We start from the raw sequence: 15,805 nt of genomic DNA on the forward strand, positions 1-15,805 counted from the left end.
ATGGAGTATGAACAAGCGCATCGCGCCTTATTACTGGATGACGGTTCCGGCGGTAATACTGTTCTTTGTATTTATGACGCTGCCGGCCCTCCAGGGGATCTATTATTCATTTACGAACTACAACGGATTCGGTAAAGGGTATGATTTTGTTGGATTCAAAAACTATTTCAATTTGTTTCAAGATGACAATGTAGGCAACGCCTACTGGTTTACCTTCAAGTTTGCGATCGTTGTAACGATCCTCACGAATATTCTAAGCCTGCTCATTGCACTTGGGCTGAATGCCAAGATCAAGTTCCGTAACTTTTTCCGTGGCATCTACTTCTTGCCGAATATCCTGAGTGTATTGATCGTAGGTTACATATTTAACTACCTGTTCTCCAACGTATTCCCGATATGGGGACAAAACCTGGGCATCAACGCCCTATCCACCAACATTCTGGGTAGCGAAAGCCTGGCATGGATTGGGATCGTGATTGTAGCGGTATGGCAATCCGTCGCGTTGAATACGATTCTGTATTTGGCGGGCTTGCAAACCATCCCTACGACATTGTATGAAGCATCCAATCTGGACGGCGCCGGCAAATGGCGTGAATTCTGGAGCATTACGTTTCCGCTTATTGCCCCGTTCTTCACGATTAATATGGTGCTGGCGATGAAAAACTCACTGATGGTCTTTGACCAGATCGTGGCCTTAACGAATGGTGGACCGGGACGGGCAACACAGTCCATCTCCCATCTGATCTACACGGGTGGATTTGAAGGCGGCGAATATGCATATCAATCTGCGAACTCGGTTATCTATTTCATCGTTATTGCGGTGATTTCGATTCTGCAAATCCGGTTCCTGCAAAGAAGGGAGACGGATCTGTAATGAGAAGCCGTTTACGTACCAACTGGCCCGTTATGTTGTTAATTGTTCTGGGTACCTTGTTCATTCTGTTCCCTTTATATATGACAGTTACAATCGCATTGAAGAATCCGGAGCAAATGGCTCAATCGGTATTTGCTATTCCGACAACGCTCCACTGGGAGAACTTTGCAAGTGCAATAGACATGACCAACTTCTTCCAATCGTTCCGTAACAGTGCCATTGTTACTGCGTCAACAGTCATTCTGACCTTGCTCAGTAACTCTATGGTTGCTTACGCGATTGCCCGGAATATGGAGAAACGGAAGTTTTTCAAAGGGCTGTACTATTACTTCGTCAGTGCGATGTTCATTCCGTTTCCAATCATCATGCTGCCGATTGTTAAGTTGACTGCATCACTGGAAATGACCAATCTTCTGGGTCTTATCCTGCTGCATACGGTGTATGGGCTCGCCTTTAACGTATTTGTGTATGTAGGTTACATTCGGTCCATTCCGGTAGCGCTGGAGGAAGCAGCCTTCGTAGATGGAGCAACAACCTGGGGTACATTCTGGAAAATCATTTTCCCATTGATGGCGCCGATCAGTGCCACGGTTGGTATTCTAACTTGTCTGTCTACCTATAATGACTTCCTGCTGCCACTCATTATTATTAGCGACCCGGCACAATACACACTACCACTGGTACAATATGTGTTCCAGGGTCAATTCAATACCGACTTCAACCTGGCGTTTGCATCGTACCTGCTGGCGTTGCTGCCGATGATCATCATTTACCTGTTTGCACAGAAATGGATTATCAATGGTGTAACACAAGGTTCAGTGAAATAATGAAGAAAAGGGCGGACTCATGGAGTCCGTCCTTTTTTTGTTTTCATGAGCTTCCGGTTTGTGGAGCTGCCCTATATTTAAATGATTGATAAAGATAGGATTCTGTGCTATTTTTTAGTCGTTAGTTTAATCACTAAACAAAGATCGGTGAAGGAGATCAACGAGCCAAAATGTAAACGCTTCAATAATTGGCGATGATGGATTCCGGCATACTTGTACTCAATCGTCACCCAAGATGAGAAACGGGTGGCGATTTCTTTTACATGCGGGGAGGAGAATGGGGTTTGCGAGTGAATTGGGGCAGATGGAACTCGTTGCGCAATCAGATTTTTGTTGGTTTTGTACTGGTGATGTTGGTGGTGTTATTTATTGCGGGAATCGCTGCCTATGACCGGGTATCCGGTTTGCTGAAGACCAATGCGGAGAAGCATATTCATCAAACTGCTGTTCAGGCTAACGGCAGACTGGACGCCTTAATCGCACAAGTTAACTCGTTGACAGCTCAAGTGGCAGATGATTCTTATGTGCAGCGTTTACTGAGCAATGAGAAAGGTGGGGAACAGGCTACGTTTAATCAGCGCCAAGCGCTCTTGCAGGTTGTGAGCAGCTATCCATCCTTTATGAGCGGTGTGCAGAGTCTGGAAATTTATACGACAACTTATAGCAGAATATTTCCCATGGATGACCGATCTTTGGATGGAAGGCTCGGACGTAACTGGATAGCGGAAGCAGACGCAGAGAAGGGAAGGCTGGTCTGGGTCGGTCCTGACCCGGAAGATCCGGGGGTTATTATGGCTATTCGGCGAGTCAGCCTCATGGACCGGGCTTTTGAACCTGGAGGTTATGTCGTGGTGCGGATGCAGCGCAGCTTTTTTCAACTGAATGACTTGGATGCTGAGGACGATGTGGAGGATTCTATTCTTCTGGTAGATGCGGCAGGAAGCGTAGTTACTTCCAATCTGGAGGCTAGTCTGGATGTGAAGGCACTCCTAAGCAGTGACAGTTCTGTAGTCGAGACCCGGGAGGAACCTTATATCGTCGTTAGACAGCATTCCGAAATGACGGGATGGACGCTCGCGGTTCTTACACCTGTTAGCGAGACAACGGAGGGTGTGTCCATTCTTCGGACGGCACTGCTTATTTCCGGTTTGTTTGGCGTCGTGCTGTTCCTCATTATGTCCTTTCTCTTGTCGACCATGATTACACGTCCCATCACCCGGCTGATGAGGGCCATGCGCAGTGCGCGGCCAGGAGCCATGAAGCCCAATATTATGTTCAGCTCAACGATGGAGATTCACAGGCTTAATGAAGTATACAATCAGATGGTTTATCGGTTGAATGAGTTGACTCAGGAGATATATGAGAAGGAAATTATGCAGTCAAGAACAGAACTGAAAGCTCTGCAGTCGCAGATCAATCCTCATTTTCTGTTTAACACGCTGGAGGCGTTCTATTGGTCACTTGATGACAAAGGAGACGAGGAAATGGCGCGTATGGTTGTGGCGATGTCCCGCCTATTCCGCTACATCATCTCCAGTCCCAATCAGGATGAATGGGTTACTATGGCCGATGAACTGGAGCACGCGGAGCGTTATCTTCGAATTATGGAGATGAGGCTGGGAGAACGGCTGCAATGGGAGATCAGACTGAGTGATGCGATGCGCACCGTGAAGATTCCCAAATTGCTCATACAGCCCTTGGTGGAGAATGCTATTCTTCACGGGATAGAGAGCAAAATTGAACCGGGAAAGGTAAGCATCCATGTAGATGCTTCCACGCAGGATGGGCTGGTTCACATCGAAGTTCGGGATGATGGACCTGGCATGGATGATTCCCGGCTTCAATCCGTTGTTCGTGCATTGAATGGTGGACCTGCTGTTTCCGACAAGGGAACAGGCGTGGGGCTAATTAACGTGCATCGCAGGTTGAAGCTTTATTTTGGCAGTCAGCTTGGCGAATTGTGCAGACTTTCCATTACGAGTAAGGTCGGTGAAGGGACTGTCATTCGCTTTGAGATTCCGAAGGATACGGAGGGTGCATATGATTCATGGCAGAACGATTCTAATCGTTGATGATGAACCGCGTACACGAGAAGGAATTCGCAAGACGCTGGAAGGCTGGTCAGCTGGTCGTAACGAAATTCGAACTGCGGCAAGTGGAGTCGAAGCTGCAGCATGGCTCCGTGAACAGACGGCGGACCTTTTAATTACTGACGTTCGCATGCCGGAATTCTCTGGCCTGTCCCTCGTTGAAGCCGTGCAGCAGTTTCCGAGCAAACCAGTTGTATTGATTATGTCAGGGCATGCCGACTTCCAATATGCCCAGCAGGCCATCAAACTTGGCGTGGTAGATTATTTGCTTAAACCGATTGAGAAGGAACAGCTGATTCAGACGGTAGAGAAGGCTTTGCAGCTTGGAGACCAACAACGGCGTATTCAAATGATGCAGAAGCTGGTTGACCCCAAGCTGCTGGATGCCAAAGAACGGGGAGACGAGAGACTTAATCCCCAGATCAGTGAAGCTGTTGCTTACGTGGATGCCCATCTGAGTGAACATGTTACCCTGCGGGAAATCGCTGATATGCTGCACTTGAACTCCAGTTATTTTAGCGTTTTGTTCAAGGAGCAGATAGGAATTAATTTTAGCGAATATCTGACCCGTACACGTATTCAACGGGCAAAGGAGATGCTCGTTCAGACGGCCCTGCCCATCTCGGAGATCGCCGAACAGGTAGGCTACCAGACGGATAAATATTTTATTAAGGTATTCAAAAGTCTCGAAGGGCTTAGCCCAAGCAAATATCGTCATTCCATTGGGATTCGTAAAGAGACTAAATAACCATAAAATAGTGGAGTTTTTCCAAATCATCCTGGTCTTATGGGGGAGATGTACCCATGCTACAATTTTATTAAAGCGGTTACATCAACCGAATAACCATTACAGGGGGTTAGGAATATGAGAAAAAAGCCAATAGCCATGCTACTGACATTGACACTTGTCCTCGCCGTGTTTTTATCCGGATGCAGCAATTCAGGTTCTGACGGAGAGGGTGAAGCGAGCGGTAGTGGCTCTGACGGAAAAGTGACCCTCAAGTTTATGCATCTCTGGCCAGCAGGCAGCTCTGCACAGCAGAATAAGCTGGTGAATGAAATCATCAAACAGTATCAGACCGATCATCCCAACGTGACCATCAAACAGGAAGTGCTGGAGAATGAGCAATATAAGAACAAATTGAAAATTCTGTCCGCTTCCAATGAACTCCCGGATGTAGGCGTAACGTGGGCAGCGGGTTTTCTTGAGCCTTATGTAAAGGGCAATTTGTTTGCTCCACTGGATGACCTCCTGAGTGGTTCACTAGAAGGGAAATTCATTGCCGGAACAACCGAAGCATATGCTGTGGAAGGCAAAACCTATGCGCTCCCGATTGAACTGAACATATCTCCGATCTATTACAACAAAGACATTTTCGCCAAATATAATCTGCAGCCCCCGGCAACATATGATGAATTTCTGAATGTTGTGAAAATGCTGACAGACAATGGTGTGGTTCCCATCGCTCTCGGCAACAAGGATCGCTGGACCGGGTCTCTCTGGTATATGTATCTGGCCAATCGATTGGGCGGGGATGCATTGGAGAAGGCCATCAATGGCACAGGCAAGTTTGACGATCCAGCCCTGATCCAGGCGGCAGCCGAAGTACAGAAGCTGGTGGATATGAACGCCTTTAACAAAGGTTATAACGGCTTGTCCAATGATGAAGGCAAATCGGAATTCATGAATGAGAAAGCTGCCATGTACCTCATGGGCACCTGGGAACTGCCGAACTATACCACCAATCCGGATGTACCGCAGGAGTTCAAGGATAAAATCGGATTTTTCAAATTCCCGACAATGGATGGTGGCAAAAGCGATATTAACAGTTGGGTCGGCGGCCCGGGTGTAGGCTTGTTCGTCGCACAGAACTCCAAGGTGAAGGATGAAGCTCAAAAATTCGTTCAATATTTTGTGGAAAAATGGGGCGAAAGCTCTGTAACCGAAGCGGGTGTTATTCCGGCAACGAAAGTGGACACAGCCGAGGTACAACTGCCGCAGCTTTATAGTGACCTGCTGAATGAATTGAATCAGGCCAGCAGCCTGACATTATTCGCCGACGTGCAGATGAAACCGACCGCAGCTCAAGTCCATCTGGACATGATCCAGGCACTGTTCGGAAAAGCAGTCACTCCTGAGGAATTTGTGAAGAATCATCAGGAAGCGATTGATAAAGGCAACTAACGTACAACGCTCATAGGGAGGATATTGTGATGGATAAAGTCATGTCCAACCGTTTAGTCGCTGCGTTGTACGTGCTTCCCGCACTGCTGCTGTTATTGGTACTGATCTATATCCCGATCGTGCTGACCGGATATTACGGATTGATGCAGTGGGACGGGATCGGCGCAATGACCTTTATCGGTTTTGAAAATTATGCAAGATTGCTTCATGACGCAACGTTCTGGCAGAGTGCATATCATACCTTTCTACTGGCCTTGTTCTCTGCACTGAGTCTGATCGGTTATCTTATGATTGCCCTGGTGCTGTCAGGCAAAATTAAGGGTGCCAACCTGTTCAGGAAAATATATCTGATTCCGATGCTGCTGTCCTCCGTAGCGATTGCCCAGTTATGGTTGAAGATTTACCATCCCAGCAATGGTGTGCTTAATACCTTTCTGGAATCTGTCGGTATTGCCAATCCGCCAGCCTGGCTGGCGGAGCCATCCCTGGTATTGTATGCGCTGTTCGTACCGATCTTGTGGCAGTATGCGGGATTCTATATTCTGATCTACTATGCTGCACTCAAGAATATCCCGGAATCGTTGGTTGAAGCAGCGCGGATTGATGGTGCAAGCCCTTGGCAGATTGCATTCCGAATCAAGCTGCCCCTGATCACGGAAGTGATCAAAGTGACGATCGTGCTGGCTGTCGTTGGTTCGTTGAAGTACTTTGACCTCATTTATGTGATGACGGACGGTGGACCGAATGGCTCCAGTGAAGTGATGGCTTCTTATATGTATCATCAGGCTTTCCGTGGATTCGACTTTGGTTACGGGAGTGCTGTCGGCTTCTTCCTGCTCGTGATCTGTCTGGTCGTAACCTGGCTGCTTCGAAAGGCTACGGCATCCAAGGACACCATTCAGTATTCTTGAGTGAAGTGAAATGAAAGGAGGTCCATCCCTGTGAAGACCGATACCACGGTTCGGTTGCCAGCCTATCCCGGAACAGGCGCGGGACCGACAGTGCTGAGAAGGCTTGGCTATGTCCTGCTCTACATTCTGTTGATTCTGGTGGCGCTGCTGCAGATTCTGCCCTTGATATGGCTGCTGCTGTTCTCCCTAAAAAACAATCAGGAAGTATTCGATATGGCACCGTTCGCCCTTCCCGCGACTCCGCGTTGGGAGAATTATGTGAAGGTGTGGACGGAAGGCAACATTAGCTTGTATTTCTTCAATAGTGTCTGGATCACAGTGGTGTCCGTTGTGTTCACCGTACTGTTCGCGAGTCTGGTCACCTTCGCGATAACCCGCATGCGCTGGAAAGGACGTTCTCTGGTGCTCGGACTGTTCATGGTGGGTATGATGATCCCTGTGCATTCTACGCTGATTCCGTTGTTCAGCCTGTTTCTGAAGCTCCATCTTACAGATCATCCATTGTCGGTCATTCTTTCATACATTGCGTTTAATATGCCGATCACCATTATGATCCTGCTTGGTTTCTATTATGCCCTTCCGCGGGAAGTGGAGGAAGCAGCGGTGATGGACGGCTGCTCTGTCCATCGGATTTTCTTCCGTATCGTCCTGCCGATGACATCCTCGGTGATCGCCACGACAGCGATTATCAACATGATTTATGACTGGAATGAATTCATCTTCGTGAATACGTTCATCAGCACAGATGCGTACAAGACGCTGACTGTTGGGGTACAGAATTTTATTGGACAGTACACAACGGATTGGGGAGCGATTGGCGCGACACTGATGATCAGCATCCTGCCGATCCTGATCGCTTTCCTCGTCTTGAGCAATCGAATTGTGGAGGGCATCGCTGCAGGATCGGTAAAAGGATAGACCCATGTATTCAATATGATTAAATGGCTAGCTTAACCTTGGACCCTTACATATCCCGGTCCAAAAGGGATGTGTTAGGGTTTTTGTTCATCGTCTCGGACTTCGTATATCTCCTGAGAACATGTATTTAGAACGACTATATGAATGTATTTCTTCTCTATAATGCAAATTAAATGAAAGAACTGAAAATACCTATTATTGGAATTTCAAAAAACTTTCAAGTTTTTTCGCAAAACTACTGCATTTTCAAACTACCTGTGCTAACATACCCTAAGAATTAAAGCCCACACGGGAAAGGTGAGAAAATGACAGCAATATCCTCAACCAAAGAGTCCTTGCGTTCGGATGCCAAAGATCTGAATCTGATTCGGCTAACATGGCCTATTTTCCTGGAACTCTTCTTGTTTATGTTGATGGGGAGCGTGGATACGTTCATGCTCAGTTCGGTGTCCGATAATGCAGTATCCGGAGTCGGAGCAGCCAACCAGATTATTTCCATTGCGATTCTTGTATTGGAAGTCATTGGACATGGTGCTGCTATTGTTGTGGCACAATATATTGGTTCGAAGAAGTTGAGTGAGGCGGCACAGGTCACAGGTAATGCGATTACGCTTAATCTGATTGTTGGACTAATCCTGAGCGGAAGCTTCCTTCTGTTCGGAGGACATCTGCTTACACTGCTTCATATCCAAGGTGAAATATACGATTTTGCCCGTTCTTATATAAGTATTGTCGGAGGCGGGATCTTCCTTCAGGCGCTGATTAACGCGCTGGCCGCGACGATTCGTACGCATGGTTACACCAAAGAGACGATGTATGTTTCTGTTCTGATGAACGTGATTCACGTCGTTGGTAACTACGCTCTTATTTTTGGCCATTTCGGCATGCCGAAGCTTGGTGTAGAAGGGGCAGCGATCTCAACGGTCGGAAGCCGTCTGATCTGTTTGATTATTTTCTTCTGGTTGCTCTATCGGGTAATGGATGTAAGGGTGGAGTTTAGCTATTACATCAACCTTTCGAAGAAATTTATCAGCAAAATCTTGCGAATTGGTATCCCCTCTGCGCTGGAATCCGTTGTATATCAGTCCTGCCAGCTCGTCTTCACACTGTATGTGACCTATCTGGGTGCTGAAGCGATGGCGACCCGGCAATATGCGGGTAACATTTCAAGCTACATCTATTTATTCAGCATGGCTATCGGAATGGGGACATCCATTATTGTTGGCCGACTGGTCGGTGCACGGCGCAAGAACGATGCATACAAACGTGTATTCGACAGTGTAAAATGGGCGCTGCTCGCAACGGTTGTGATCGATGTAATTATTATTCTCTTCCGTGTTCCGCTGATGAGTGTGTTCACGGATAATCCGGAAATTATAAAACTGGGTGCACAGGTCATCCTGCTCAGTCTTCTGCTGGAGACTGGGCGAACCTGCAACATTGTGATTATTGGTTCTCTTCGTGCCGCAGGTGATGCGAAGTTCCCGGTATATATGGGACTGATCTCCATGGTCTGCATGAGTCTGCCGCTGGGCTATCTGCTGGTGTTCAAGCTTCACATGGGGCTCGCCGGTGTATGGCTTGCGATTGCCGCAGACGAGTGGACACGCGCTGTCATTATGTATTTCCGCTGGAAGAGCCGGGCTTGGGAGAAACATGATCTGCTGGATCATGAGGAGGAAGTTGGAGCTCAGCCTGTGCCAGCAGTATGATGATGGTTTGGAAAATAAATTCGATTTGAGCGGAGTATAGAAATAAAAAGGCGCCGCACTTGGAGCGGTTAGTCTTATTAAAGAAGAGCCAATCATGGGATGGAGCATTTCTCCTGATGATGGGCTCTTTTTGTTGTGTTTGGGGTATAAAAAAAGTGGAGCGAAGTCCAAGCTGGGAGGATACAGACGTTTCTAGCGTTTCTCGCAAATCGAAAAGTCCTCCATAGCTAATCAGGCCATACCTTGTTAACATAGATCCAAAGAATAAGATAACTCATGACACATATAGAGGATGATTCCGATGAATAAAAAAGTGCTGGTCGTGGATGACGAGTCAAGCATTGTTAGTGCCATTGCTTACGCGCTGCGGCGCGAAGGATATGAAGTAGAGACAGCAAATGACGGCGAAGAAGCGCTGGTCAAGGTAGCTTCATTCCATCCGCAGGTCATGATTCTGGACGTGATGATGCCCAAACTGGATGGATACGGCGTATGCCGCAGGCTGGAGGATCGGGAGGATATCGGCATTATTTTGCTCACTGTCAAAAATGATATCGTGGATAAGATCGTTGGCCTGGAAATGGGCGCGGATGATTACATGACCAAACCGTTTGAGATCCGCGAGCTGCTTGCACGGGTAAAGGCACTGATGCGCCGCGTGGAGAAAAGCAGTCCACCATCTGATGATTCCAAGAATCAGGCTATCGTCAATGGAACGCTACGTATCCATATCGCTCACCGCACCGTGACGGTGAATGAGGAGAAGCTGGATTTGACGCCAAAAGAGTTCGATTTGCTTACCATTCTGATGTCCAACCCTGAGCGTGTATACACGCGGGATGATCTGCTGGACCGGGTGTGGGGCATGGAATATGCCGGGGGTACACGCACGGTGGATATTCATATTCAGCGGCTGCGCAAAAAAATCGGCGATACCGACCAGCAAAAATTGCAGACGGTATACGGCATTGGCTATAAGGCATCAGCCCCTGAACCGGGCGGCTTGGTATGAGAGTCAGCATCAAGCTGAAGTTCAGCGTTTTTCTGGCCGCATTGCTTATCCTGACCGTCGTTGTGCTCAGCTCCCTGGTATTGCGAGGTATTGAGCGCAACCAGCAGACGCAGATCGAGACCATTCTGTCCCAGCAGACCCGACTGGTGAATCTGAATGTGCGGCAGTCTTACTATACCGAGTCCGTTCGTCTGGAGCAGGAGGTTTTTTTACAGCAAAATGGCCGCAGGCTGGCTCAAGAGCTTGCAAGCTCCACAGGTCTGCCAATCGCGCTCTATGATATGAAGGGACAGCAGGTTGGTTCATCGATCATGTCTGAGGAAAGTGCAGATATCACAGCTACGCTGAACTATGCGCTGCAAAATAAAATCGCTTATCACGAACAGGGGGATACCCTGCTCTACATAGCACCGCTGGACGGACCGGATGGACAGATGGGTGCTGTGCGCATGCAGTATCCGGTTCAGAGCTATCATGAATTTTATGCCCGTATCCTTCAGTTGTTTATGTGGGCAGGGATTGCGGTTGTTGGACTAAGCTTCATTCTGGGATATCTCTTCTACAATCGTTTTGCCGTTGCCATAACCCGCTTGAAGAGGTCTGCCGATTCCATCCGTGAAGGGCATTATATTACTGAATCACCTGTGAGACGCAAGGATGAATTAGGTGAGCTGGGACAGGGCATTTATTATATGAGCACATCGATTCAGCAAAATATTGAAGCCATGCATGCGGAACAGCAGAAGCTTCAGCTTGCCATCGAGAAGCTTCAGGCCCTGGAGCAGCAGCAGAAACAATATATCGGCAACATCAGCCATGAGTTCAAGACGCCACTTACGTCGATTAAGGCGTATGTAGAGCTGTTGGACATGTATAAGGATGATCCACAATTGCTGAATGATGCCACGAGCAATATTGGCAAGGAAACCGAGCGGCTGTACGAGATGGTTGAGAAGGTATTACATTTGTCTGCTCTGGAGAAATATGATTTTGAGAATCAGGCAGAAGACGTGGAAGTTCGTGCTCTACTGGAGGATGCCTGTGGCCGGATGCGGGGCAAAGCCGAGAAGTTTGCATTGAACATGGAGCTGGTGTTACTGCCTGCGGTGATCCGCAGCGATCGGGAAAGCCTGATGCATATTTTCATCAATCTGTTGGATAATGCGATCAAATATAATGTGCCGGGAGGTGTCATCCGGGTAAGCAATGAACTGCGAATGCAGGAGCGACAAGCGGTGATTTGCATCTTCAACTCGGGTACGCCCATTCCGGACGAGGCGCGCGAGAAAATCTTTGAACCCTTTTACACCGTCAATAAAGACAGGGCTAGAAAAACCGGAGGAACCGGGTTGGGACTATCACTCGTCAAGCAATTTGTAGAGAAGCAGGGCGGCACAATCTCATTGTTGCCGGGCGATCCGAAACACGGAGAAGGGACAACGTTCCAGCTTATTTTCCCGTTGGCGCATTCAAGTTTACAAGTTGGAAACAAGTCTGAATAACTTTGGAAGTATGCGATGTGTATGCTTGGTCTATAGAAAGCACTCAGGAGGGACCATGATGAATTGGAAACAGGCGGCTATGGGCACGCTCGGGGCAATCGTCCTATTATCGGCAACAGCATGCGGGGGAACAACGAAACCAGGGGATCATACACAGAACGGGAAATCAGGCACGGATATTACGGTGAAGGACAATACAAATACGTCGGTATACCAGAGCTTTAAGCTGGAGAAAATCGATAAACTGTCGAATATGCGCGGGGTAGCGTGGCTAAGCAATGACTGGATTTTGTCGGATAAAGAAAACGAATCCATGAAGCCTATCACGGTTGAGGGTGAGAAACGTTACCCGCATAACTTATACATGTATGATCTTACGAAGGGCACAGATACACCCGTGAAGGAAAGTGAAGTGAGTCTGGGTTCACCACTCGTGTCCCCGGATAGTCAGTATATTTTCTACAGAGAACCAGAGGAATCGACAGGCAAAGGCTTTATTCTGAACCTGCACAACGGGGAAGTGGTACCTGCGGGCAAGGACGATGGATTTGTCTTTGAAGGAGCATGGCTGGATAAGGAGCATGTTGTTTTTCCAAACATGAATGGGGATATCATATCAGCTAGTGTGGATGGAACGACCAAAGCGCTGGTCAAGACGGGAAACTTCAATGTAAGCAGCGTCAGCGTTTCTGGGAATGTGATTTACTACATCACAGGCACGGACGGACAGTTGAATAGCTACGATACGAAGACCGGTGAAGTGAAGCAGGTACTGAAAAGTGTAGAGAGGGTAATTCCATCCAACGATGGCTCAAGACTGGCGATTGTGAAAAAAACAGCCGATACCAAACGGGCGCTGGTGCTGACCGATCTGGAAGGGAATGAAAAAGCCACGCTTGCCAGAGGCACGCAGATCTTCGGCACGAGCTGGTCTGGTGACGATTCCAAAATCGCCTACACGATCAATTCGGAAAGTGATGATGAAAAAGGGCTATTTGTCTCCAATACGGAATCGGCGGAGCAGTTCCAGATCTCAGCTGAAATGGATAACGCATCTGATCCATTGAGCTGGAGTCCGGAAGGCAACCGGATTTTGCTGTCGCAGGCAGTGCAGGAAAATGAATCATACCACTTTGTTACCTCGGTCATTACGATTTCGCAGTAAATCATCATCGAATAAGAAGCAAATCAGCAGGGCGGGCCTGACTCATATCGAGTTGGGCTTTTTCTGTACCTTTAACGCTGGTTTTCTGGGTTATACTGAAGAGACGAGAAGTAAAGGGGGAACATGATCATGGATGAAAAGGACTGCCGTCTGCTGCTGAGCGTTTCCGAAGAAAGCAGTCTGACCAAGGCTGCGGAGCGCATGTTTATGACCCAGCCGGCTTTGACATACCGTTTGCAGCAATTGGAGAAGGAATTTGGCGTGCCACTTATCGATAAAACGTTAAAAGGCGCCAGATTTACTCCCGAAGGAGAGCATCTCGCGATCTATGCCCGTAAAATGCTCAATGAGCTTAACCAGGTCAAGGAGCAGCTGTCTAACATTCGTAATGAGGTTAAGGGAACGTTGCGCCTTGGGATTGCCAATCATTATTCGTTGTACAAGCTTCCTCCCTTGTTAAAGCAGTTCAAGGAGCTGTACCCTGAGGTTCAGTTTGCTGTGACCTGTGCACTAAGTGTGGAGGTTATGGAACTGTTGATGAGGGACGAAATCCAGGTGGGTGTCATACGGGGGGAGCATCCCTGGTATGAGGGGAAACATCTGCTGCACGATGAACCGGTCTGCATTGTATCCCGTGAACCCATTAATCTGGATGAACTTCCCGAGCTTCCGCAAATTGCATTTCAGGAGCCCCTGACAAAAACGGGTGGATCTCCTGTGAACCCATTCCGAGAAGGAGTAGCGGCCTGGTGGTATGAGCGCTATGAATGTTCACCAACTGTAGCGATGCGTGTGGACAGCTATGAGACATGCAAGGAAATGGTGCGATACGGGCTTGGTTATGCCATTATTCCGGGTATTTTCGTATCTGCTTCGGATGGTCTTCATCAGCAGGAACTAATCCGACAGAATGGACAGGGAGTGCGGCGTAACACGTGGTTGGTGTATAAGGAAAGTGTGCTGCAACAGGCAACGGTTGGTCGCTTTGTTGATTTAATGAAAACGGCTGGAACACAGCATGTTGTGGATGGAAGCTAGATACAGACGTGGTGGTGCAGGTGCTAGGCTTATGCATAATTATCCGATATTTCCTTATCAAAACAGGAATTTTATTGCCATTTGGCAATGTTATTTTTATGGGGGGAACTGATTCGAAGGATGTATATAAGATTAAAATGTATACCGATGCTGTCTTGGTTAATATGTAAATAAACCAGTATTATACTGACATCTAATGATATCCATATGTTATTATCTAGCGAGTCCATAAAATTTTTTATGGGCTATTCCTTAATTTTTTCGAATTTACTTATAGCTTGGTCACACATACAATATATCCAATCTGATTGTATATTTATTCGATTGAATTGAATATAGAAATGCTGTATTTGAAGAAAGGCGGCAAAACAATATGTATTCTGACCCAGCTCTTATGAAGCAAAAAATCAAAGAAACTGTAGATCGGCTAGACCCCGACTTGCGGGAATTATCCCTGCGTATTCACGCTAACCCTGAACTTAGCTTTCAGGAAATCCAAGCACAACAGTGGTTAACCGAACCGCTGGAAGCAGCCGGATTTCAGGTGGAAAAAGGCATTTCAGGCCTCGACACCTCGTTCCGCGCTGTATGGGAAGGTCAGTCAGGTGGACCCACGATTGCACTGCTCGCTGAATATGATGCGCTGCCCCGCATCGGACATGCCTGCGGACACAATCTGATCGGAACCTCTGCTGTAGGTGCAGCATTGGCGCTCAAGGAAGCTTGCCCTGAACTTCCGGGACGAATTGTCGTACTTGGTACACCGGCTGAAGAAGAGGGCGGTGGCAAAATCATCATGGTGAACGATGGCGTATTCAATGAGATGGATGCCGTCATGATGTGTCACCCGCAGCAAAAAACGATGGTACTGAGAGGTGCGCTGGCTTGTGTGGACGCAACCTTTACGTTCCACGGCAAGCAGGCACATGCTGCCTCGTCTCCTGAGAAGGGCATTAGTGCGCTAGATGCCTTGGTCAACGCGTACGCGGGAATAAACTCGCTGCGTCCTTATTTGAAGGATGACGTTCGGGTGAACGGGATTATAACCAAGGGTGGAGATGCGCCCAACGTGGTGCCTGAGCTCGCTGAAGCCGTATATATCATTCGGGCAAAGACAGTTGAAGAACTGAAAGTCGTCATGGACAAAGTTTACCGCGTCGTGCGCCATGCTGCGGAAGGCGTTGGGGCTACGGTAGATATTACAGAAGGCCTGATCTATGCCGAGCGGAATAACAACAAGACTCTGGCGGGTCTGTTCCAGCAGAACCTGGAGGATATGGGCATTGAAGTACATGATCCACCGCAAACAGGCGGTGTGGGTTCCTCGGATATCGGTAACGTAAGCCAAATTACAGCCGCAATCCATCCGTATATTCGGTTAGGAGATGCGACAACACACACTCCTGAATTTGCCCGGCTTGCCGGAGCAGAGGAAGGCATGATTGAACTGAACCGTGCGGCGAAGGCACTTGCACTGACAGCGTTCGATTTGTACGCAGACAAGGCAGCATTGAAGCAGGTACGTGATGAATTTGAAGCATGGAAACAACAGAAGGACGAGGGATGATGAA

13 protein-coding genes are annotated in these 15,805 nt (G+C 47.9%); all 13 read left to right on the plus strand.

Annotated elements, in window-relative coordinates; all coding sequences use genetic code 11:
• Positions 1-7 precede the first annotated feature (7 nt).
• The 13 genes from MHB84_RS14545 to MHB84_RS14605 all read left to right on the plus strand — a co-directional run bounded on the left by MHB84_RS14545 (position 8) and on the right by MHB84_RS14605 (position 15,801).
• Entirely contained in the window at positions 8-874 is an 867-nt protein-coding gene (locus MHB84_RS14545; RefSeq protein ID WP_063567591.1) for a carbohydrate ABC transporter permease, read from the plus strand.
• Complete coding sequence (locus tag MHB84_RS14550) at positions 874-1,701, plus strand: carbohydrate ABC transporter permease (RefSeq protein WP_076287389.1); 828 nt, start codon at positions 874-876, stop codon at positions 1,699-1,701. The genes MHB84_RS14545 and MHB84_RS14550 overlap by 1 nt, the downstream gene beginning before the upstream one ends.
• Before the next feature lie 290 nt (positions 1,702-1,991).
• Complete coding sequence (locus tag MHB84_RS14555; protein ID WP_318261362.1) at positions 1,992-3,773, plus strand: cache domain-containing sensor histidine kinase; 1,782 nt, start codon at positions 1,992-1,994, stop codon at positions 3,771-3,773.
• Positions 3,742-4,539: a response regulator transcription factor gene (locus MHB84_RS14560; protein WP_076287391.1), complete on the plus strand. Its 798-nt coding sequence runs from the start codon at positions 3,742-3,744 to the stop codon at positions 4,537-4,539. Before MHB84_RS14555 ends, MHB84_RS14560 begins: the two co-directional genes overlap by 32 nt.
• Positions 4,540-4,656: 117 nt before the next feature.
• Complete coding sequence (locus tag MHB84_RS14565) at positions 4,657-5,976, plus strand: extracellular solute-binding protein (protein ID WP_076287392.1); 1,320 nt, start codon at positions 4,657-4,659, stop codon at positions 5,974-5,976.
• A gap of 29 nt (positions 5,977-6,005) precedes the next feature.
• On the plus strand, positions 6,006-6,887 hold the full coding sequence (locus tag MHB84_RS14570) for a carbohydrate ABC transporter permease (RefSeq protein WP_076287393.1): 882 nt from the start codon (positions 6,006-6,008) through the stop codon (positions 6,885-6,887).
• A gap of 54 nt (positions 6,888-6,941) precedes the next feature.
• The gene (locus tag MHB84_RS14575; RefSeq protein ID WP_076287705.1) at positions 6,942-7,805 is read left to right on the plus strand and encodes a carbohydrate ABC transporter permease; all 864 of its coding nucleotides are present in this window, start codon (positions 6,942-6,944) and stop codon (positions 7,803-7,805) included.
• 305 nt (positions 7,806-8,110) lie between these two features.
• Complete coding sequence (locus MHB84_RS14580) at positions 8,111-9,517, plus strand: MATE family efflux transporter (RefSeq protein ID WP_076287394.1); 1,407 nt, start codon at positions 8,111-8,113, stop codon at positions 9,515-9,517.
• Positions 9,518-9,818: 301 nt separating this feature from the next.
• Positions 9,819-10,529: a response regulator transcription factor gene (locus tag MHB84_RS14585; RefSeq protein WP_076287395.1), complete on the plus strand. Its 711-nt coding sequence runs from the start codon at positions 9,819-9,821 to the stop codon at positions 10,527-10,529.
• Positions 10,526-12,031 carry a sensor histidine kinase gene (locus tag MHB84_RS14590; RefSeq protein ID WP_076287396.1) on the plus strand — a complete coding sequence of 502 codons (1,506 nt, stop codon included), beginning with the start codon at positions 10,526-10,528 and terminating at the stop codon, positions 12,029-12,031. The genes MHB84_RS14585 and MHB84_RS14590 overlap by 4 nt, the downstream gene beginning before the upstream one ends.
• A gap of 58 nt (positions 12,032-12,089) precedes the next feature.
• Positions 12,090-13,196, plus strand: coding sequence for a DUF5050 domain-containing protein (locus MHB84_RS14595; RefSeq protein ID WP_076287397.1), 1,107 nt, complete (start codon positions 12,090-12,092; stop codon positions 13,194-13,196).
• 129 nt (positions 13,197-13,325) lie between these two features.
• On the plus strand, positions 13,326-14,234 hold the full coding sequence (locus tag MHB84_RS14600) for a LysR family transcriptional regulator (RefSeq protein ID WP_076287398.1): 909 nt from the start codon (positions 13,326-13,328) through the stop codon (positions 14,232-14,234).
• Positions 14,235-14,607: 373 nt separating this feature from the next.
• Positions 14,608-15,801 carry a M20 family metallopeptidase gene (locus MHB84_RS14605; RefSeq protein WP_076287399.1) on the plus strand — a complete coding sequence of 398 codons (1,194 nt, stop codon included), beginning with the start codon at positions 14,608-14,610 and terminating at the stop codon, positions 15,799-15,801.
• Positions 15,802-15,805 lie beyond the last annotated feature (4 nt).

It is taken from the genome of Paenibacillus sp. FSL F4-0087 (assembly GCF_038020215.1).
Classification (GTDB): Bacteria; Bacillota; Bacilli; order Paenibacillales; family Paenibacillaceae; genus Paenibacillus; species Paenibacillus taichungensis.

Coding starts and splice junctions, on each gene's coding strand:
- MHB84_RS14565 (WP_076287392.1), top strand. CDS start 4,657: ATGAGAAAAAAGCCAATAGCCATGCTACTGACATTGACACTTGTCCTC.
- MHB84_RS14590 (WP_076287396.1), top strand. CDS start 10,526: ATGAGAGTCAGCATCAAGCTGAAGTTCAGCGTTTTTCTGGCCGCATTG.
- MHB84_RS14560 (WP_076287391.1), top strand. CDS start 3,742: ATGATTCATGGCAGAACGATTCTAATCGTTGATGATGAACCGCGTACA.
- MHB84_RS14605 (WP_076287399.1), top strand. CDS start 14,608: ATGTATTCTGACCCAGCTCTTATGAAGCAAAAAATCAAAGAAACTGTA.
- MHB84_RS14600 (WP_076287398.1), top strand. CDS start 13,326: ATGGATGAAAAGGACTGCCGTCTGCTGCTGAGCGTTTCCGAAGAAAGC.
- MHB84_RS14585 (WP_076287395.1), top strand. CDS start 9,819: ATGAATAAAAAAGTGCTGGTCGTGGATGACGAGTCAAGCATTGTTAGT.
- MHB84_RS14550 (WP_076287389.1), top strand. CDS start 874: ATGAGAAGCCGTTTACGTACCAACTGGCCCGTTATGTTGTTAATTGTT.
- MHB84_RS14570 (WP_076287393.1), top strand. CDS start 6,006: ATGGATAAAGTCATGTCCAACCGTTTAGTCGCTGCGTTGTACGTGCTT.
- MHB84_RS14595 (WP_076287397.1), top strand. CDS start 12,090: ATGAATTGGAAACAGGCGGCTATGGGCACGCTCGGGGCAATCGTCCTA.
- MHB84_RS14580 (WP_076287394.1), top strand. CDS start 8,111: ATGACAGCAATATCCTCAACCAAAGAGTCCTTGCGTTCGGATGCCAAA.
- MHB84_RS14545 (WP_063567591.1), top strand. CDS start 8: ATGAACAAGCGCATCGCGCCTTATTACTGGATGACGGTTCCGGCGGTA.